12 protein-coding genes are annotated in these 20,511 nt (G+C 63.4%); 7 read left to right on the top strand and 5 right to left on the bottom strand.

Features of this window, described 5'->3' with window-relative positions; all coding sequences use genetic code 11:
- Positions 1 to 52: 52 nt before the first annotated feature.
- From PSTU_RS0109850 to gshA, 3 genes are all read left to right on the top strand, one after another.
- Positions 53 to 2,374, top strand: a complete 2,322-nt coding sequence (locus PSTU_RS0109850; RefSeq protein ID WP_019340868.1) for a Tex family protein — start codon at positions 53 to 55, stop codon at positions 2,372 to 2,374.
- Position 2,375: 1 nt separating this feature from the next.
- Positions 2,376 to 2,762, top strand: coding sequence for a PaaI family thioesterase (locus PSTU_RS20650; RefSeq protein WP_019340867.1), 387 nt, complete (start codon positions 2,376 to 2,378; stop codon positions 2,760 to 2,762).
- Positions 2,763 to 3,009: 247 nt separating this feature from the next.
- Positions 3,010 to 4,590, top strand: a complete 1,581-nt coding sequence (gene gshA / locus PSTU_RS0109840; RefSeq protein ID WP_019340866.1) for a glutamate--cysteine ligase — start codon at positions 3,010 to 3,012, stop codon at positions 4,588 to 4,590.
- 377 nt (positions 4,591 to 4,967) lie between these two features.
- Here gshA and argA read toward each other — a convergent pair whose 3' ends face one another.
- The 4 genes from argA to PSTU_RS0109820 form a co-directional block, all read right to left on the bottom strand.
- Positions 4,968 to 6,269 (bottom strand): amino-acid N-acetyltransferase, encoded by a 1,302-nt coding sequence (argA, locus tag PSTU_RS0109835; protein ID WP_019340865.1) that lies wholly within the window; start codon positions 6,267 to 6,269, stop codon positions 4,968 to 4,970.
- Between the two features lie 103 nt (positions 6,270 to 6,372).
- Entirely contained in the window at positions 6,373 to 7,527 is a 1,155-nt protein-coding gene (gene argE / locus PSTU_RS0109830; protein ID WP_019340864.1) for an acetylornithine deacetylase, read from the bottom strand.
- A gap of 101 nt (positions 7,528 to 7,628) precedes the next feature.
- Complete coding sequence (locus tag PSTU_RS0109825; protein ID WP_019340863.1) at positions 7,629 to 8,894, bottom strand: inorganic phosphate transporter; 1,266 nt, start codon at positions 8,892 to 8,894, stop codon at positions 7,629 to 7,631.
- A 38-nt stretch (positions 8,895 to 8,932) separates the two neighbouring features.
- Complete coding sequence (locus tag PSTU_RS0109820; protein ID WP_019340862.1) at positions 8,933 to 9,610, bottom strand: TIGR00153 family protein; 678 nt, start codon at positions 9,608 to 9,610, stop codon at positions 8,933 to 8,935.
- Positions 9,611 to 9,715: 105 nt separating this feature from the next.
- Between PSTU_RS0109820 and PSTU_RS0109815 the strand changes: the two genes are divergently transcribed.
- Both PSTU_RS0109815 and PSTU_RS0109810 read left to right on the top strand, forming a co-directional pair.
- Positions 9,716 to 11,080 (top strand): inorganic triphosphatase, encoded by a 1,365-nt coding sequence (locus PSTU_RS0109815; RefSeq protein ID WP_019340861.1) that lies wholly within the window; start codon positions 9,716 to 9,718, stop codon positions 11,078 to 11,080.
- Positions 11,081 to 11,327: 247 nt separating this feature from the next.
- Complete coding sequence (locus PSTU_RS0109810; protein ID WP_019340860.1) at positions 11,328 to 13,112, top strand: GspE/PulE family protein; 1,785 nt, start codon at positions 11,328 to 11,330, stop codon at positions 13,110 to 13,112.
- 178 nt (positions 13,113 to 13,290) lie between these two features.
- Here PSTU_RS0109810 and PSTU_RS0109805 read toward each other — a convergent pair whose 3' ends face one another.
- The gene (locus PSTU_RS0109805; RefSeq protein WP_029404706.1) at positions 13,291 to 13,998 is read right to left on the bottom strand and encodes a murein L,D-transpeptidase catalytic domain family protein; all 708 of its coding nucleotides are present in this window, start codon (positions 13,996 to 13,998) and stop codon (positions 13,291 to 13,293) included.
- Positions 13,999 to 14,234: 236 nt separating this feature from the next.
- Here PSTU_RS0109805 and PSTU_RS0109800 point away from each other — a divergent pair, with 236 nt between their 5' ends.
- Together PSTU_RS0109800 and PSTU_RS20645 are read left to right on the top strand one after the other, a co-directional pair.
- The gene (locus PSTU_RS0109800; protein WP_019340858.1) at positions 14,235 to 15,860 is read left to right on the top strand and encodes a L,D-transpeptidase family protein; all 1,626 of its coding nucleotides are present in this window, start codon (positions 14,235 to 14,237) and stop codon (positions 15,858 to 15,860) included.
- Between the two features lie 223 nt (positions 15,861 to 16,083).
- Positions 16,084 to 20,511, top strand: a 4,428-nt coding sequence (locus PSTU_RS20645; protein ID WP_019340857.1) for a PAS domain S-box protein, incomplete at its 3' end; no start/stop codon positions are given.

Here is a 20,511-nt window from a genome sequence, read left to right as displayed (position 1 = left end):
CGCCCTTTCGCGCAGGCCCGGCCTGCATGGTTTGACTGACCCAGGTAGGTTCATGGACAGCATCAACTCCCGCCTCGCCGCTGAACTGGGCGTGCGCCCGCAACAGGTTGCCGCCACCGTGGCGTTGCTCGACGAGGGCTCGACCGTGCCCTTCATTGCCCGTTACCGCAAGGAAGTCACCGGCAGCCTCGACGATACGCAGCTGCGCCTACTCGAAGAGCGCCTGCGTTATCTGCGCGAGCTGGATGACCGCCGCGCGTCGATCCTCGCCAGCATCGAAGAGCAGGGCAAGCTGACGCCAGAGCTCAAGCGCGAGATCGACCTTGCCGATACCAAGACTCGCCTTGAAGACCTCTACCTGCCCTATAAGCAGAAGCGCCGCACCAAGGGCCAGATTGCCCTGGAAGCCGGCCTTGGCGAGTTGGCCGATGCGATTTTCGCTGACCCACAGCTCAATCCCGAAACCGAAGCCACTCGCTTCGTCGATGCCGACAAGGGCTTCGCCGACGTCAAAGCGGTGCTCGAAGGCGCCAAGTACATCCTCATGGAGCGCTTCGCCGAAGATGCCGACCTGCTGGCCAAGCTGCGCGACTTTCTCACCCACAACGCCACGCTCAGCGCGCGGCTGGTGCCGGGCAAGGAGAACGAAGGCGCCAAGTTCAGCGACTATTTCGAACATGACGAGCCGCTCAAGAGCGTGCCGTCGCACCGTGCGCTGGCGATCTTCCGTGGCCGCAACGAAGGCGTGCTGAGCGTGAGCCTGAAGGTGGGCGACGAGACGCCCGGGACCATGCATCCGGGCGAAGTGATGATCGGCGAGCGTTTCGGCATCGCCAATCGCGGTCGCGCGGCAGACAAGTGGCTGGGCGAAGTGGTGCGCTGGACCTGGAAGGTCAAGCTCTACACCCATCTGGAAACCGATCTGCTCGGCGAGCTGCGCGACAAGGCCGAGGACGATGCCATCGGCGTGTTTGCCCGCAACATGCACGATCTGCTGCTGGCCGCGCCGGCTGGTCCTCGCGCCACCCTTGGCCTTGACCCGGGTCTGCGCACCGGCTGCAAGGTGGCAGTGGTCGATGCCACTGGCAAGCTGCTGGACACTGCCACCGTCTACCCGCACGCGCCGCGCAACGACTGGGACGGCACGCTGGCCGTGCTGGCCAAACTCTGCGCCAAGCACAACGTCGACCTGATCGCCATTGGCAACGGCACGGCCAGCCGCGAAAGTGACCGACTGGCTGCCGACCTGATCAAAGCGGTGCCGGGCCTGAAGCTGACCAAGGTAATGGTGTCCGAAGCGGGCGCCTCGGTGTATTCGGCCTCGGAACTGGCGGCCAAGGAATTTCCGGATCTGGACGTCTCGATCCGCGGAGCCGTTTCCATCGCCCGCCGTCTGCAGGACCCGCTCGCCGAACTGGTGAAGATCGAGCCCAAGGCTATCGGCGTTGGCCAGTATCAGCACGACGTCTCCCAGCTCAAGCTGGCGCGCTCGCTCGATGCCGTGGTCGAAGACTGCGTGAACGCCGTCGGCGTCGACGTCAACACTGCCTCGGTGGCGCTGCTGGCGCGCATCTCCGGCCTGAACACCACGCTGGCACAGAACATCGTCGCCTACCGTGATGCAAACGGCGCGTTCAACGCGCGCAGTGAACTGAAGAAGGTGCCGCGCCTCGGCGACAAGACCTTCGAACAGGCCGCTGGATTCCTCCGCGTGATGAACGGTAGCAACCCGCTGGACGCCTCGGCCGTTCACCCGGAAACCTATCCGTTGGTCAAACGCATCGCCACCGACACAGGCCGCGACATCCGCTCGCTGATTGGCGACTCGGCCTTCCTCAAGCGCCTGGACCCGAAGCAGTTCACCGACGAAAGCTTCGGCCTGGTCACCGTCAGCGACATTCTTCAGGAACTGGAAAAACCCGGTCGTGACCCGCGCCCCGAGTTCAAGACCGCCGAGTTCCAGGAAGGCGTGGAAAAGCTCAGCGACCTGACGCCCGGCATGGTGCTCGAAGGGGTGGTAACGAACGTGACCAACTTCGGTGCCTTCGTCGACATCGGCGTGCATCAGGATGGTCTGGTACACATCTCGGCGCTGTCGGAGAAGTTCGTCAAAGACCCGTATGAAGTGGTCAAAGCCGGCGATATCGTCAAGGTCAAGGTCATGGAAGTGGATATCCCGCGCAAGCGCGTCGGTCTGTCCATGCGCATGAGCGACACGCCTGGCGAGAAGGCCGACAACATGCGCGGCGGTGGCAACAACCGAGGCAGCCAGGCGCGCGGCGAGCGCAAGCCGGCCAAGCCGGAAGCCAAGCCGGCACCGGCCAACAACGCCATGGCCACGCTGTTCGCCAACGCCAAGAACCTGAGGAAATAAGGTGCGCGAAGTCGAAGCAGTGGGCAGCAGCAGCGCCTTCGGGCGACTGCTGGGCCTGGAAATCATCAAGGCCGCAGACGGCGAGGCGCTGCTGCGCCTCGTGATGCACGATGGTTTGCGCAACCTGCATGGCAAGCTGCACGGCGGCGCGCTGTTCTCGCTGATCGATACCGCCATGGGCCAGGCCAGCCACAGCCTCAACGGCGGCGAGCCCAACAGCGTCACTCTGGAATGCAAGGTCAACTATATTCGCCCGGTGACCGAAGGCGAGCTGACCTGCCGCGCCTGGGTGGTGCATGGCGGGCGGCGCACGCAGGTGATCGAGGCTGACGTCCACCAGGGTAAAAAGCTGATAGCCAAGGCGCAGGCGACCTTTTCGGTCATGTGAGTCATCGGGTCGCAGCCCAGGAGCGATTGGCGATCAGATCCTCGCGGTGGTGCAGAGCCCGATGTGGTGAAGTCGCACCTAGGCAATGGCTGGGCCTTGCTGACGTCGGTGCGCGGCCCAGGGCAATCCGAAAGGCCGGGCCCGCCGAAACGCTCCGCAGCGGTGCGCGGTCCAAGGCTAACGGCCTCTTGTAGAGCGTTCGATCCACCCCCATATTGTGCCGACTGATGCGTGAAGGAATTCCCAATTGAGCGATCTTCTCTCCCACCGCCTGGCGCTGCTGGCCGAGCACCACAACCTGTCGCTGCTCTCGCAATGCCTGCATGGGATCGAGCGTGAATGCCTGCGCGTCGACAACGATGGACAACTGGCGCTGACGCCGCATCCTCGCGCACTGGGGTCAGCGCTGACGCATCCGAAGATCACCACCGACTATTCCGAAGCGCTGCTCGAGTTCATCACCGGCACCGAAACCGATCCGCAAAAGACGCTGACCGAGCTGGACGCCATTCATCGCTACACCTACAGCAAGCTGGGCGACGAATTCCTCTGGAGCCCGTCAATGCCGGGCCAGCTGCCGGAAGAGCCACGGATTCCGATTGCCGAATACGGCAGCTCCAATATCGGCCGGCTCAAGTATGTGTACCGCCAGGGCCTGGCCCTTCGGTATGGCAAGACCATGCAGTGCATCGCCGGCATTCACTACAACTTCTCGCTGCCGGAGGCGTTGTGGGCGACGTTGCAGGCCGACGACGGCGACCAGCGATCCGCGCAGGAGTACCAGTCTTCTCGCTACATTGCGCTGATCCGCAACTTCCGCCGCTACAGCTGGCTGCTGATGTACCTGTTCGGCGCCTCGCCAGCGCTGGACGCGAGCTTCATGCGTGGCCGCTCGCACCAGCTTGAGGTGCTCGATGACGACACGCTGTATCTGCCCTGGGCCACCAGTCTGCGCATGAGCGATCTGGGCTACCAGAGCAACGCCCAGGCCGGCCTGACGCCCTGTTATGACGACCTGCCGAGCTACACCAGCAGCCTGCACAAGGCGGTCTCGACGCCCTACCCCGAGTACGCCGCGCTGGGCATCAAGGACGCCGAGGGCAACTGGCAGCAGCTCAATACCAACGTGCTGCAGATCGAAAACGAGTACTACTCGAACATCCGCCCCAAGCGCGTGACGGACACCGGCGAGCGCCCGCTGCATGCGCTGCGCTCGCGCGGCATTCAGTACATCGAGGTGCGCTGCCTGGACATCAACCCCTTCCTGCCGCTGGGCATCGACGTCAGCGAAGCGCGCTTCCTCGATGCCTTTTTGCTGTTCTGCACATTGCAGCAGAGCCCTTGCCTGATTGAGGGCGAATGCCGGACCAGCAGTGACAACTTCCTCAAAGTCGTCAAGGAAGGGCGCAAACCCGGGCTTGAGCTGCGGCGCTGCGGTGAAGCCGTCAGCCTGCAGCAATGGGCGAGCGAACTGGTGGAGCAAATCGGCCAGGTCGCCGAACTACTGGACCGCAGCCGTGGCGGTGACGAGCATGCTCGCGCCATCGCCGCGCAACAGGCCAAGGTGGCCGACAGCAGCCTGACACCTTCGGCCCGCGTACTCGAGGCGCTGCAGCGCAACAGCGAAAGCTTCAGCCAGTTCGCGCTGCGTCAGACCCGCCAGCACGCCGAAGACTTCCGTAGCCGAGCGCTGTCGGACGCCGACATGGGCTGGTTCGATGAAGCGGCGCGCAGCTCGCTGGCGCAGCAGGCGGAGATGGAAGCGGCAGATACCCAGGACTTCGACAGCTTCGTCGAGGACTACCAGCGCAGCCTGACCCAGCTGTAGCTGGTTGCTGGTTGCTGGTTGCTGGTTGCTGGTTGCTGGTTGCTGGTTGCTGGTTGCTGGTTGCGACTCAGCATGGACAGTGGGGTGTGCTTTAGCCATCCCCTTGCGGGAAACATCGCCCCAATCTTCGCCGCACGTGGCGCGGCGCCGACCGGTGGTGGAGTGAATTGCCTCAGTGGGTTTCACCCGCCCTGCGCCGGCGCTGCGTGAAGCGGCTCGTGGGAGCGGTCTTGTGGGAGCGGTCTTGTGGGAGCGGTCTTGTGGGAGCGGTCTTGTGGGAGCGGTCTTGACCGCGAACAACCCGGGCTCTGACGCACCGCCATTCACGGTCAAGACCGCTCCCACTCGCACTTCTGTCCTTGGCTGACAGGTATGCCTCAGAGCGCTTTTTCGAAAATCTTCGAGTTGCGCTGGAAGTTATAAAGCGAGGCCCGTGCGGCCGGCAGCCGCTCGACACCGCTGGGCTCGAAGCCACGCTCGCGGAACCAGTGCGCCGTGCGGGTGGTGAGCACGAACAGAGTTTTCAGACCTAACGCCCTGGCCCGTGCCTCGATGCGTTCGAGCAGCTCGTCACCACGGCCACCGTGTCGGTACTCCGGATTGACCGCCAGGCAGGCCAGCTCACCGGAGTCTGAATCGGCGATCGGATAGAGTGCCGCGCAGGCAATGATCAGGCCGTCGCGCTCGACAATGCTGAACTGTTCGACCTCGCGCTCCAGCACTTCACGCGATCGGCGCACCAGAATGCCCTGCTCTTCCAGCGGCGTAATCAGGTCGATCAACCCGCCGACGTCCTCGATGGTTGCCTCGCGCAGCTGCTCGAACTGCTCCTGCGTCACCAGGGTGCCGTCACCGCCGTCGCGGGTGAACAGCTCGTTGAGCAGCGAGCCGTCCTCGGCATAGCTGATCACGTGGCTGCGGCGCACGCCGCCTTTGCAGGCTTGCGCGGCGGCATCCAATAGTTCGGCCTGATAGGTTCCGACGAGACGCTCGAGGTAGGCCGGAATCTGCGGTGGGCGCAGCTCGCGCACCAGTTTGCCGCTTTCATCGCGCAAGCCGCGCTCGGAGCCATAGAGCACCAGTTTGTCGGCTTCCAGATCAATGGCGGCGCGGGTGGCGATGTCTTCACAGGCAATGTTGAAGATTTCACCGGTCGGGGAATATCCCAGCGGCGAAAGCAGCACGATGGTGCGTTCGTCCAGCAGCCGGCCGATGCCCTTGCGGTCGACACGACGCACCTCGCCGGTGTGCTGATAGTCGACCCCGTCGTGAACACCGATGGGTCGCGCGGTGATGAAGTTGCCACTGGCCACACGCAGCCGAGCGCCTTGCATCGGCGAGGCTGCCATGTCCATCGACAGCCGGGCTTCAAGGGCGATGCGCATATGCCCGACGGCATCGATCACGCATTCCAGGGTGGCCGCGTCGGTGATCCGCAGGTCACGGTGAAAGCGCGGTTCGATACCCCGTGCGGCCAGTCGCGCCTCGATCTGCGGACGCGAGCCAAACGCCAGCACCAGCCGCACGCCGAGGCTGTGCAGCAGCACCAGGTCGTGGACGATGTTGGCGAAATTGGGATCTTCCAGACCATCGCCGGGCAGCATGACCACGAAAGTGCGGTCACGGTGCGCGTTGATATAGGGCGATGAGTCGCGAAGCCAGGTGACGTAGTTGTGCATTGCGCAAGCCTTAGATAACAGCTTTATTCAGTCCGGTAGCCGGGTCGAGTATGGAAAGTACAGGGAGCAGGTTGGCGCTGCGATCAGGTCGCCAGGCCCGCTCCTATCCTCGGCCCGGTTGCAGGCAATAGTGTTCGATCATTGTGCGCAACACCCTCACGGTGGGTTCGATTCGGTCCAGGTCAAGGTACTCGTCCGGCTGGTGGGCGCAGGCGATATCACCCGGGCCGAGCACCAGCGTCTGGCAGCCAAGCTGCTGAAGATAAGGCGCTTCGGTGGCAAAGGCCACCGCCTCGGCGACATGGCCGGTGAGGCGTTCGGCCAGTTTGATCAGCTCGGTATCGGCCGGCTGATCGAAGGCCGGCACGCTGGGGAACAGCGGCGCCAGATCGATCTTCACCTGATGCTTGTCCGCAACCGGCCGCAGGCGCTCAGCAATTGCATCGCGTAGCTGATCAGGCTCCATCCCCGGCAGGGGCCGCAGATCATATTCCAGCGCGCATTCGCCGCAGATACGGTTGGGGTTGTCGCCGCCGTGGATGCAGCCGAGGTTCAGCGTCGGTTGTGGCACGTCGAACAACGGGTTGTTGTACTGGTGCTGCCATTCCCGGCGCAGCGCGATCAGCTCACTCATCACCTCATGCATGGCCTCCAGGGCGCTGTGTCCATAAGCCGGATTGGACGAGTGCCCGCTCTGCCCGTGGATTTCGATGCCTTCCATCATGATGCCTTTGTGCAAACGCACCGGGCGTAGGCCCGTCGGCTCGCCGATCACCGCCGCCCGTCCCAGCGGCCGCCCGGCATCGGCCAGCGCACGGGCACCGGACATGGAGCTTTCCTCATCGCAGGTGGCAAGAATCAGCAGCGGTTGGCGGAACGGCTTGTCGAGCAACGGCAGCACCGCCTCGATGACCAGCGCGAAGAAGCCTTTCATGTCGCAGACGCCGAGGCCGTACCAGCGGTCATCGGCTTCGCGCAGACGCAGCGGCTCGGCGGTCCACAGCTCGGCGTCGAAGGGCACGGTATCGCTATGCCCGGCGAGCACCAGGCCGCCGGGCCCGCTGCCAAGACTGGCCAGCAGATTGAACTTGCCGGGAGTGATCTCCTGTACTTCGCAGGCAAAGCCGAGATCGCTCAGCCAACCTGCAAGCAGGTCGATGACCGGGCGATTGCTCTGATCCCAATGAGCCTGGGTGCAACTCACCGAAGGCGCGGCAACAAGCGCGGCGAACTGGTCTTTAAGCGAGGGGATGGGCACCGGCAGCCTCCTGAAAGACGGGGAAGAGAAGGCACCCAGTGAAACATGAAACGCGCCGCCGCAGCTTTACCGTCGGGGTAAAAACTGCGGCGACGGGCAGATCAGGCGAAGATCGCCCTGAGGATGGTGAAGAAGATGATCGAAAGGATTGCACCGGCCGGCAGGGTGATCAGCCAGGACATGAAGATCGAGCCGACCACGCCGAGGTTGAGCGCACCGATACCACGCGCAATGCCGATACCGAGGACCGCGCCGACCAGCGTATGGGTGGTGGAGACGGGCAGGCCGATAGCGGACGCACCGACAACGGTGGTGGCGGTCGCAAGCTCGGCTGCAAAACCACGACTGGGGGTCAGCTCGGTGATTTCCTTGCCAATGGTGGCGATCACCTTGTAGCCGTAGGTGGCCAGGCCGATGACGATACCGACAGCGCCCAACAGCAACACCCAGCCCGGCACCGCCGACTTGGCGGCGATCTCGGCCGCGCCGCCCGACTGAATGACCCCAACCACGGCGGCCAGCGGGCCCACCGCATTGGCGACGTCGTTGGCGCCGTGGGCGAACGCCATGGCGCAGGCGGTGAAGATCATCAGGACAGCGAAGACCTTTTCCACGCTGGCATAGTGAAAGCCCCGGTCGGCAACTTCGTCGACCTTGATCCGCGACAGCAACGCAACACCGATCAGCGCCACCAATACACCGATGGCGAACGCCAGGAGGATGCCCTGACCGCCGCTCAGCGTCAGGCCAACGTGCTTGAGGCCCTTGGTGACCGTCATCAGCGCGACCATGAAGCCGGTCATAAACATGTACAGCGGCACGAAACGCTTGGCGTTGAGGAAGGGTTCATCGGTATTGATGATCAGCTTCTGTACGCTCATGAACAGGCCAAAGGCAACGATGCCGGAGAGCATCGGCGTCACCACCCAGCTGGCGACGATGGGGCCGATGGCGTCCCAGTGCACCGCATCGGTGGACACACCCACCGCAGCAAAGCCGATCACCGCGCCGATGATCGAATGGGTGGTGGAAACCGGCCAGCCTTTCATGGTGGCGATCATCAGCCAGGTGCCGGCTGCCAGCAGCGCCGACATCATGCCCAGCACCATCAGGTCCGGGGATATGACTTCCGCGTCGACGATGCCGTTCTTGATGGTCTCGGTGACTTCACCACCGGCTAGATAAGCGCCGCAGAACTCGAAGACCATGGCCACGATGATGGCCTGCTTGATGGTCAGCGCCCGGGAGCCCACCGAGGTACCCATGGCATTGGCTACGTCATTGGCGCCTACGCCCCAGGCCATGAAGAAACCGAAAGCGCAGGCGAGCACCAGCAGTACGAAGCCGTATTCCGCGATAAAGGACATAAGGAATTACCTGTTGAACCAGAAAAGACGCTGGCGCCTCAGCGCGCCAACAATTGTTCCAGACGGTTGCCGACTCGCTCGGCACGGTCAGCTACGTCACCGATCCATTCGATGATCTTGTAGAGGAACATTACGTCGACTGGAGGCAATTCCTTTTCCAGCTTGAACAGGGCACGGCGCACCGTGATCTGCATGCGGTCGGTTTCGCGCTCGATTTCTTCGAGCTCTTCGACCATCTTTTCCACCAAGGTGGCTTCACGTCCGGCGAAACCGGTTTCCAGCAATGAATCCAGCTCCTTGAGCGCCTTGAGCGCCTGACAGCTGGCGTCGACACTGCGCTGCACGAAGGCCATCATTTCCGGCTGCAGCGCCGGCGGAATGGCCATGCAACGGCCCAGCATCAGCCCGGCGATGTCCTTGGCACGGTTGGCAATTTTGTCCTGTACACTCAGCAGCTCCAGCAGATCCGAGCGCGGAACCGGCAGAAACAGGCTTTTAGGCAGGTGCTGACGGACGCTCTTCTTGAGCTTGTCGGCCTCGTTTTCCAGTCGGGCCATCTCTTTCTGGATCTGTTCGACGCGTTCCCAGTCTTCGGCCGTGATCGCTTGAAACAGCGGCACCAGATTGGCGGCACATTCATGAGACTTGGCCATGTGCTGTTGCATCGGCCCGATAGGCGAACGTCCGAACAGGCTGACGAAAGGATTGATTGGCATAGGGAACACCCCGGCTTTAGAAGGCGGCAAGTATACGGATGACCTCAAAGGGCCGCTACCAAGTGACATAGGTCACACACCAAACATAGGCATCATCTCGGCACCATGCAGAAAGAAACCGAAATCAAACTGCGCGCCAGTCGCGAAACCCTGGCAGCGCTACGCGACCATCCGCTGTTGAAAAAGCGCAACAAGGGCGGCTGGCAACGGCATGAACTGTTCAATCAATATTTCGACACGCCCGAGCGCGACCTGGCTCAGGCGAAAGTCGCGCTGCGCCTGCGCCGCGATGGTGATCAGTTTATCCAGACCCTGAAAAGCCGTGGCCAGAGCGTGGCTGGGTTGTCCGAACGCAACGAGTGGGACTGGTACCTGGACAAGGCCAAGCTGGACCTGAAGAAACTGGCCGACGATTGCTGGCCCGCCAGCCTGGCCGATCTGGACAAGAAGACCCTGAAGCCGATCTTCACCACCGACTTCGTCCGCGAGAAGGCGGAAATCGCTTGGGGCCGCGGCAAGGCCAAGGTGGTTATCGAAGCGGCGCTGGACCTGGGCAAGGTCGTAGTCGGCAAGCAGAGCGAGGAAATCTGCGAGCTGGAGCTGGAACTGCGCCAGGGCGAACCCGAGGCCCTGCTGGAACTGGCCGCCGAGTTGGCCGCCGATCTGCCGTTGATGCCCTGCGACATCAGCAAAGCCGAGCGCGGCTACCGCCTGTATGACGCCGACAGCTATTCGCTGAGCGTGCCAGCACCGTTGCTTGAAGCGAGCATGCCGCTGGACGACGCCTTTGCCGCGCTGGCCTGGCAACTGTTGGGCAATAGCCAACGGTTGGCCGAGCAGTACCGCTTCAATGGCCATTGGAAACTGCTGGGCGAATGGCTGCAGCAACTGGTCGAGCTGCGCGCCCTGCTCGGCAGCCTCGGTCAGGCCGCACCGCGCGCCACCAGCCGTGAGCTGCGCGAGCAACTCGACGCACTGATCCAGGACTGGCGCCCGCAGGTCGAAGTCGGACGCGACGACGAAAGCGTACGCCAGGCAGCGCCTGAGCAGTTTGCCGCTGAATTGGCCGAGCCACGCTGGGGCCTGTTCTCGCTGAATGCATCACTCTGGCTGCTGCGGCGCGGCTGGACGGCCAATCGCAACAACCGGGGCAACCGCCAGGGCGCTGCCGAGCTGGGCAACTGGCTGCCACGCCTGCTGGGCGAGGAAGCCGAGGCATTGCAATTGCTGCGCTACCAGCAACAGCCCGAAGACCTCGCCGAACAGCGGCCGCGCATGGAACGGCTGCTGGTCTGGCTGCACCTGGCCCGCACCACGCTTGAGCTGCCGGAGGTCGACCGCCTCTACGGCGAGCTGGCCAAGCTGTACGAACTGGCAGGACAGCCACTGGATGACGAGCTGCTCGACGCACGCGTGGAACAGGCGCGCGTGGTCTGGACGCTCAAGCCTTGGAAGTTGCTGATCAAATAGCGAGGCCGGCGCCTAGCGTACGCTGGTTCTAGCCCACCGGTTACCGCAAACCGCCCAGTTACGCTGGGCGATGCCCGTCCCCGAGCGCTGGTGGGCTGAAGCCGACCCACAGAAACCTGGCTATCAAGCGGCGGTGCCTCCACCGACCTTCAGGCGGCCGCTCCCTCAAAGTTGAACCGGCCAGGCAGACAACGCGCGGTTTTAACGGCAAGCTTGGTCTTCGTCTCCGCCATGACCGAAGGGCCCCATGTCCGTGCTGAACTCGCCCACCCAGGACCGCTTTCTCGACCTCAACGATTTGCTGCGCGATCTGGTCGCCCAGGCGAGACTGTCGCAGGAAACCGCCGAGCAGTGCATGACCCTGCGGCGCAGTTCAGCAAACAGCCAGCAGCATCCGCTGGAGTTCCTGGGTGCCCAGCAGCTGGACGACTTGGCGCGGCCCGGCAAGAAACTCGATCTGGAAACGCTCACCGTCTGGCTCGCTGAACAGGCCGGACAACCCTATCTGCGCATCGACCCGCTGAAGATCAACGTCGCCGCGGTCACGCCGCTGATGTCCTACGCGTTCGCCCAGCGGCACAAGATCCTTGCCGTGGCGGTGGACAGCTCGGCGGTGACCATCGCCAGCAGCCAGCCGTTCGTGAAGAGCTGGGAAGCCAACCTCACCCACGTGCTCAAGCGCCCGATCAAACGGGTCGTCGCCAATCCGGTCGACCTGCAGCGCTTCACCGTGGAGTTCTACCGCCTGGCCAAGTCGGTCAGCGGCGCCACCGCTAACGACCAGAAGGTCAGCGGCGCCGGCAATTTCGAACAGCTGCTCAACCTCGGCGCCAGCGACCAGGAGCCGGATGCCAACGACTCGCACATCGTCAATATCGTCGACTGGTTGTTCCAGTACGCCTTCGATCAGCGCGCCAGCGATATCCACATCGAGCCACGCCGCGAGCAGGGCAGCGTGCGCTTTCGCATCGACGGCGTGCTGCACAACGTCTATCAGTTCCCGCCTCAGGTGGCGATGGCGGTGGTCAGCCGGCTGAAGACGCTCGGGCGAATGAACGTCGCGGAAAAGCGCAAGCCGCAGGACGGCCGGGTCAAGACCAAGACACCGGACGGCGGCGAGGTGGAACTGCGTCTGTCGACCCTGCCGACCGCGTTCGGCGAGAAGATGGTGATGCGAATCTTCGACCCGGAGGTGCTGCTCAAGGGCTTCGATCAGCTGGGCTTTTCCGCCGAGGACCTGCGCCGCTGGCAGAGCATGACCGGCCAGCCCAACGGCATCATCCTGGTCACCGGCCCCACCGGCTCGGGCAAGACCACGACGCTCTACACCACCCTCAAGCAGCTGGCGACGCCCGAGGTGAACGTCTGCACCATCGAGGACCCGATCGAGATGATCGAGGGCGCCTTCAACCAGATGCAGGTGCAGCACAACATCGACCTGACCTTCGCCAGTGGCGTGCGCGCGCTGATGCGCCAGGACCCGGACATCATCATGGTTGGCGAAATTCGCGACCTGGAGACAGCCGAGATGGCGATCCAGGCGGCGCTGACCGGGCATCTGGTGCTCTCCACGCTGCACACCAACGACGCGCCATCGGCCATCACCCGTCTGCTGGAGCTGGGCGTGCCGCACTACCTGTTGCGCGCGACGCTCCTGGGCGTCATGGCCCAGCGCCTGGTGCGCACGCTGTGCCCGCATTGCAAGGCACCGGTGCAGTTGGATGCGGATGACTGGCAGGCGTTGACCAAGCCCTGGAATGCGCCGCTGCCGAGCAACGCGCACCAGGCCGTTGGTTGTATCGAATGCCGCGACACCGGCTACCGTGGACGCGCGGGTGTTTACGAGATCATGCTGCTCAACGATGCGATAAAACCGCTGATCACTGCCGATACCGACCTCATCGCCCTGCGCCGCCAGGCCTTCAAGGACGGCATGCACAGCTTGCGGCTCTCGGGCGCGCAGAAAATTGCGGCGGGGCTGACCACGCTGGAAGAAGTGCTGCGGGTCACGCCGCAGAGTGAGCAGAAATAGGAAGCAGGCTGGAGGCGATCCTGGGGTGGACGCCGCTTTTTACACCAGGACAACTCCGTTCGGTGGATCGGTGGAGCGTGATCCACCCTACGCCAGCTTGCAGATTGGAACGTCGTACCCGACTACTCGGAGCGCGTTTTTCGTTCAGCTTTGAACCTCCAGCGCGCTTGTCGGCCGTCTATCCCTCTCTCGCCGCCAATATCCCCGCGACCCGCGACGGTTCGCAGTTCAGATAGGCCGACGATTGCAGCCATTGCTGGTCCGGATACCAGGAGAACATGAACTGCCCGCCCTTCAGGCTATCGACCACCATGCGCGCCACTTCCGGGCGCACCGCCGGGCAGCCCTGGCTGCGGCCGATGCGGCCCTGAGTCGCGATCCAGGCGGGATTCACGTAGTCGGCCGGATGGATGACGATCGCCCGCTCGCGCGCCAAGTCGTTCACGCCGGGCTCGAGGCCATCCATGCGCAGCGAGTAGCCGTGCTTGCCGCTGTAACTCTCGGCGGTGCGGAACAGACCGAGACTCGACTGGTGGCTACCCTCCACATTTGAGAAACGGGTGGCCTGGTTTTCACCCGATCCGTTGCCGTGCGCGACGAAATCCTTGAGCAACAAACGCCCGCGCTGCAGGTCGAAAATCCACAGTCGGCGCTCGGATGAAGGCAGGGAGAAATCGATGACCGCCAAACGTTTAGCCGGCGTCGCGCCATGATTCACAGCGCACTGCATGGCTGCGACGGCATGGGTCAACACCACGGGATCGAGTGTCGGCGCCACGCGGGATAGATTGTCCACCAGCGGCTGATGAGCAGGCGGAGCGGCCAGCAGCGGCATAGACACAAGCAAGCCGGCGGCCAGACAGAGGCGGCGAAGCGAAACCATCATTTGCAGATTAACCTCGGCGGGCGCCAATGCCGATCGTCCTGCCGACCGACGCCCCCTGCTCGCTACAGGTCCAAGCAATAATTAAAGTAGCGAAGTTAAATCAGACGGGACCTGAATCGCTCCCACGTCGTCTGATACATCATGTTCTAGTAGCCTGAACGGGCATGTTTTCCCAGGCACCGTGGCTTGTTCAGCGGCGGAGTCTAGCAGTCGGCAGGACCGCCAGGAGTGAAGTGTTGTACAAAAAACATACATCGGGCCTGTTCTTCACGCTGTTGCTGGCGCCATGGCTGGCGATGGCAGAACCTGTAGCGGAGTCCGCCAGGCCCGTTCAGGACGTCTTGCAGAACCTCCCAAATGCCTGCGGCCAGCCTCTGTCGGATCTGGACGCAACCGCTCTGGCACGGCTATCCGAGCTTTACCAGCGCAAGCACTACGAGGTGTTGTGGACCTCTTATGCGCAGATTGACGCGCTGTTGGAACAGCTCGAAGCGCTGGCGAACGATGGGCTCGAACCTGCCACTTACCACCCCGAAACCATTCGTCGGGCGATGCACACCGCCACGGACGAGCCGCTGCACCGCGCCTGCAGCGATGTACTGGCCAGCCATGCCTACCTGTCCGCCCTGGGTCACCTGGCGCAAGGCCGCTTGTCGCAGGACCGCATCGAGCCCGTCTGGCACAGCGCTGATGCAGACGAGACGGCACTGGCCGAAGCTCAGCTGATGGCGATAGCCCGCGATGGGCTGAAGCAGCTGGAACACGCCTTCAATAAAGCGCGTCCGTCGCTTGAGCAGTACAACAACTTGCGCAAGGCCTATGCGCGACTGCGTGATCAGCCCGTGCCCGTGTGGCAGCCGATCCCCGCCGGTCCGGCTTTGCGCCCAGGCATGTCGGACCCGCGTGTGCCCCTGCTGCGCCAGCGTTTGAGCGCAGACGGCTACCTGCCCGCTGCGGCTGTCGTGCCGGGCGACAGCGACGTTCGCTACAGCGCCCCGCTGGTGGACGCGCTCAAGGCTTTTCAGCGTCGCCACGCCCTCCAGGACGATGGCGTTCTCGGCGCCGGTACCCTGACCGAACTGAACGCCACGCCAACCGACCGGCTGAATCAGCTGCGGGTCAATCTGGAGCGGTTCCGCTGGCTGTCCGCTGACATCGAGCCGCGTTCGCTGCTGGTCGATATCGCGGGCGGACGGGTGATCTACATCCGCGACAACAGCCCTCGATGGGAAGCACGTACCCAGGTAGGCCGTGATACGCGGCAAACCCCATCCATAAAGTCGACGGTCACGCGAATCACCCTCAACCCGACCTGGACGGTACCGCCGACCATCCTGCGCGAGGACAAGCTGCCGCAGATCCGCGAAAACCTGGATTACCTTGCGCAACACAACATGCAGGTACTCGACTATCAGGGCCAGGTACTCGATCCGGCTACGATCGACTGGAGCAATCCGGGGCGGATCCTGCTGCGCCAGGCCGCCGGGCCAGACAATCCACTCGGGCGGCTGGTTATCCGTTTCGCCAACCCTTATTCCATCTACCTGCACGACACGCCTAGCCAAGGCCTGTTCGCACGCTCGCAGCGGACGTTCAGTTCGGGCTGCGTTAGGGTCGAATCGGTAATGCAACTGGTCGACTTGTTGTTGAGTGGAGACGAGCGCGAGCGCGTCGCCCAATTGCTTGAAACCGGACAGACTTACGAGTACCGGCTGGCAGAGCCCACGCCTATACTCCTGGCGTACTGGACAGCCGAGGCCGACAGCCGCGGCCTGCCGCGCTATCGCCCCGACGTCTATCATCGTGACCGACGGCTGCTGGCAGCGTTGCAAGCCGCCGACCCAGCCGCCAATTCGCACTGACGCCAAGCTACCGCGACGAGTTGGGAGCCACCGCCCAAGACCAGACCGACGGCTCTGGCAGATTGCCCGTAGACCGAGGTCTACTTGCCATAGAGGCCTACACAGGTATCTTGCACAGCATCAACCGCCTGCATTCGCGCCGCTGTCTCGCTATTGCAAGCGCTCGGTCGCCGCAGCCTGGAACACCAAGATCGTTGCCGCCACGGATAGCCGAGCAGACGTTTTGAAGAAGAAAAACACTAGCAATACTTGGAAGGAAGCTGACCGACTGGCAGCCCTGGCCCGATACCGCATCCTCGACACCCCCGCCGAGGCAGCCTTCGACGATCTGGTGCTGCTTGCTGCCGAGCTGTGTGCGACGCCCAGCGCCGCCATTGTGTTCGTCGACAAGGACCGCCAGTGGATTAAGGCCTCGGTCAACGTCGAGAACGGCAACCGCCCTCGAGGCGAAACGCTCTGTTCCCGCGCTATTGAATGCACCGAACCACTGATCATCGAGGACCTGAGCAGCCAGCCGCTGGCCAACGGCATGACCGGCTTCTATGCCGCAGCAGTCCTGCGCACCGCCGATGGCCTGCCGCTCGGCACCCTCTGTGTTCTGGACAGCCAGCCGCGGCAGCTGTCGGAGCGCCAATGCGCCCATCTGCAGGCGCTGGCTCGTCAGGTCATGGCGCTGCTGGAGCTGCGGCGCAACCGTGAAGCCAACGAGTGCAACCGGCAGATCATCGACAGCGCCGTCGACTATGCGATTCTCACCACTGACGCCAAGGGTCAGATCACCAGCTGGAATCAGGGCGCCGAACGCATCCTCGGTTGGCAACCGCACGAGGCCATCGGCCGCCCGGCATCGCGATTTTATGTCGAGGAAGACCTTGCGAGCGGTGTGCCTGAGAAGGAAATGGCCATTGCCGCGCGCGACGGATCGGCGATGAACGAACGCTGGCATGTGCGCAAGGACGGCAGTCGATTCTGGGCCAGCGGCGTGCAGATGCCACTCAAGGACAACCGCGGCCAGCATCTCGGATTCGTTCAAATCCTGCGTGATCTGACTGAACGCCTTCATGAGCAGGCAACTATTCGCGAAGCCGAAGAGCGCTACCGGGCGCTTGTCGACTTGAGTCCTCAGGTCATCTGGCAGTGCGACGCCGACGGGCAGCTGATCTTCTGCAACGGCTACTGGTGTGACTTTACCGGCCTGAGTGCCGAAGCCTCGGCCGGCATGGGCTGGCTGCCGGCGGTGGCGCCGGAACACCGCGACGCCGTGCTGAAGCAATGGCAAGGCGCCTTGAAATCCGGGCACGCTGGCAGCTTCGAAGTACCGCTGCTTGCAGCCGACGGCAGCCCGCGCTGGTTCCAGGGTAGCGGGGCGCCCGTCTATGACCGCGATGGCCGGCTGCTGCACTGGGTACTGGTGGCGCAGGATATCCACGAGCGGCGCCTGGCGGAGATCAAGCGACTGGAAAGCGAGGCGTTCACCCGCAGCCTGCTGGACGCGGCCAGCGAAGGCTTCTATTCCATTGACACCCAGGGGTTGGTGACCCTCTGCAACGAGGCATTCGTCAAACTGCTCGGATTCGCCAGCAAGGAAGAAGTGCTTGGTCGGCAGTTGCACCCGGTCATTCACCATAGCCATCCGGACGGCTCGCCTTATCCGCTCGAGGAATGCCCGATTCTGCGCACCGCCAGAAACGGCGAGCCGGCGCACATCGAGTACGAGCTGTTCTATCGAGCGGATGGCAGCAGCCTGCCAGTCGAGTACCGGGTCGCCCCGCTGTACCGGGACAATGTGCTGCAAGGCGCTATCTGCACCTTCACGGACATCAGCGAGCGAACCCGCGGCGAAGCCCAGCAATCCTACCTGCTCGAACTCAGCGATCATCTGCAGGACAGCGGTAGCCGTATCGAGCTGGCCGACATCATGGCCGACCAGCTTGGGCCGCTGATGGGCGCAGAGTGCATCTATCAGGGGCACCTGGACGAGCTGGATAACCTGATCGTCGATGGACATTGGACGCAAGGCCCCGACAAGCCGCTCGCCACCTACACGCTGGGCGCTTGCGCGCAGCCGTTGCGTCTACGTTTGTCGCAGGGCCTTATCGTGCCGTTCGACGACCTCCTCGACGAGGTTGATTGTCATGGCGGTTACGGCGCGCTGCATGAGCATTTCGGCTATCGCAGCCTGCTGCTGGCACCGCTGCTGCAGCAAACAGCCAACTGCGGCTTTCTGTTGTTTGGCAGCCAGCAGCCACGCCCTTGGAGCCAGGCCGATATTTCCCTGGTGCGCGAAGTGGCCGAACGCATCCGCGCCGCTGCCGACCGGGCCCGTGCGCGCGAGGCCTTGCTCGAAGCCGAACAGCGCGTGAGCCTGGCCAACGAAATCGCTGCGATCGGTATCTGGGAATACGATCTCGAAACCAACTCGCTGCATTGGGATGCACAGCTGAAGGCGCTCGCAGGGATCGCTCCGAGCGAGCCGGCGCTGTCGGTTGAGGAGTTTCTCGCGCGGGTTCACGCCGACGACCGCCAAGCCCTGCTGCGAGCTTTCCGAAACGCGTTCGACGGCGTCGGTGGCGGCGAGCTGAACCTCGAATACCGGGTTTATGACGAGCGCAACGACCAGTTCCGCTGGCAGACCAACCGCGGTCGACGGCTGCTCGACACTGAGGGAAAGGTCCGCCTGCTCGGCACCGCCCGAGACATTACTGCCGAGCGCAACGCTGCCTTGAAACTGCTGCGTATGAATGCGCTGCTCGAAGAGCAGATACAGGAACGCCAGATCACCGAACAGCGCCAGTCGGTGTTGATGGAGCTGGGCGATCTGCTGCGCGGACAACCGGATAGCGTCACCATCGTCACGGCTGCCGTGCGAGCGCTGGGCACCACATTGCAGGTGACCCGCGCGGCCTTTCTGTCGATCGACCCGGGCGGGCAGCACGCCACCGTCGAGCGTTACTGGAGCGATGGCGCCCTGGGCGACTACAGCGAGCGCATGTGCTTTGCCGACTACGGTGACTTTATCTACGACCTGCAGCACGACGAGTTGGTGGTGGTCGAAGACGTATTGCACGACCCACGGACCGCCGCGCAGGCAGCGAGCCTGCGGCTACGGCGCATTCAAAGCCTGGTCTGCGTACCGCTACAGGAACAGGGCGTCCTCAGCGCTGCCCTGATTCTGCTGCAGGACCGGCCGCGGCAGTGGGCCGAAGAAGACATCTCCTTTATTCGTGAAGTCGCTGACCGTGCCTGGACCGCCGACGAGCGGATGCGCGCCGAAAGTGCACTGCGCGCCAGCGAGGAGCAGTTCCGCACCCTCGCCGACAACATGAGCCAATTCGCCTGGATGGCCGATCCCGCGGGCCGCATCTATTGGTACAACAAGCGCTGGTACGACTACACCGGCACCACGCTGGAAGCCATGCGCGCCTTGGGCTGGCGCTCGGTGCACCATCCCGATCACCACGAGCGTGTCAGCGCCTCGATGAAGCGCGCAGTGGCAATCGGCTCGATCTGGGAAGAGACTTTCCCGCTACGCGGCAAGAGCGGCCAGTACCGCTGGTTCCTCGCGCGTGCGGTGCCTATTCGCGACGACTTCGGTCAGGTAACCCGCTGGTTCGGCACCAACACCGACATCACCGCCCAGGTCGCCGCCGAGGAAGCGCTGCGCGAACTGAACGACAACCTCGAACGGCGGGTTGCCGAGCGTACCCGCGAGCTGGCCGAAATCAACCACCTGCTGCATCTGGAAATGGGCGAGCGTGAACGCGCCGAAGAGACGTTGCGCCACGCGCAGAAAATGGAAGCCATCGGCCAGTTGACTGGCGGCCTTGCGCACGACTTCAACAACATGCTGACCGGTGTGCTGGGCGCCCTCGACTTGATTCAGCGTCGGGTCGCCAGCGGCCAGGTAAACGACCTCGGTCTTTATGTCGACGCGGCGGCGAGCTCCGCCACCCGTGCCGCAGCGTTGACCCACCGGCTGCTGGCATTCGCCCGACGACAATCGCTGGACCCGCAACCGGTGAACGTCAACCTGTTGGTCGAGTCGATGGAGGACATGCTGCGCCGCACCATGGCTGCGCACATCGAGTTTGACACCCGCCTGCAGGAAGGCCCCTGGTTGGCGTACACCGATGCGCACCAGCTCGAGAACGCCCTGCTTAACCTTGTCATCAACGCCCGCGATGCCATGAGCGAGGGCGGCAAGCTGATCATTCAAACCGGTTCGGTACAGATCAACACGTCCCAGCCAGACGGCCCCGGACCGGGCGAATACGTCACGCTCAGCGTGGCCGATAACGGTTCAGGCATGCCGGCTGACGTAGTAGCAAAAGCGTTCGACCCGTTCTTCACCACCAAGCCTATCGGCCAGGGGACGGGCCTTGGGCTTTCGATGGTCTATGGCTTCGTCAAGCAGACCGGCGGCCATGTGCGCATCGACAGTACACCGGGGCAAGGCACTCTGATCACCTTGTTCCTTCCGCGCAACCGGACACAGATGGCGCACATCGAAGAGCCAGTCAGCAAGCCGGTGGCCGTCAGCGGCGCCCAGACCGACGAAACTGTGCTTGTGGTCGAGGATGAAGCCGCGGTGCGCATGCTGGTGGTCGAGGTGCTGCAAGAGCTCGGTTACCAGGTTCTCGAAGCGGTGGAC

It is taken from the genome of Stutzerimonas stutzeri SDM-LAC (assembly GCF_000235745.1).
In the GTDB taxonomy this organism is placed as follows: domain Bacteria; phylum Pseudomonadota; class Gammaproteobacteria; order Pseudomonadales; family Pseudomonadaceae; genus Stutzerimonas; species Stutzerimonas stutzeri_H.
This window is presented reverse-complemented; position numbering and strand designations above follow the sequence as displayed.

Bases quoted from the DNA above. Each gene is read 5' to 3' on its own strand.
- PSTU_RS0109850 (WP_019340868.1), top strand. From the start codon at position 53: ATGGACAGCATCAACTCCCGCCTCGCCGCTGAACTGGGCGTGCGCCCG.
- argA (WP_019340865.1), bottom strand. From the start codon at position 6,269: ATGCACAACTACGTCACCTGGCTTCGCGACTCATCGCCCTATATCAAC.
- PSTU_RS0109825 (WP_019340863.1), bottom strand. From the start codon at position 8,894: ATGTCCTTTATCGCGGAATACGGCTTCGTACTGCTGGTGCTCGCCTGC.
- PSTU_RS0109820 (WP_019340862.1), bottom strand. From the start codon at position 9,610: ATGCCAATCAATCCTTTCGTCAGCCTGTTCGGACGTTCGCCTATCGGG.
- PSTU_RS0109815 (WP_019340861.1), top strand. From the start codon at position 9,716: ATGCAGAAAGAAACCGAAATCAAACTGCGCGCCAGTCGCGAAACCCTG.
- PSTU_RS0109810 (WP_019340860.1), top strand. From the start codon at position 11,328: ATGTCCGTGCTGAACTCGCCCACCCAGGACCGCTTTCTCGACCTCAAC.
- PSTU_RS0109805 (WP_029404706.1), bottom strand. From the start codon at position 13,998: ATGATGGTTTCGCTTCGCCGCCTCTGTCTGGCCGCCGGCTTGCTTGTG.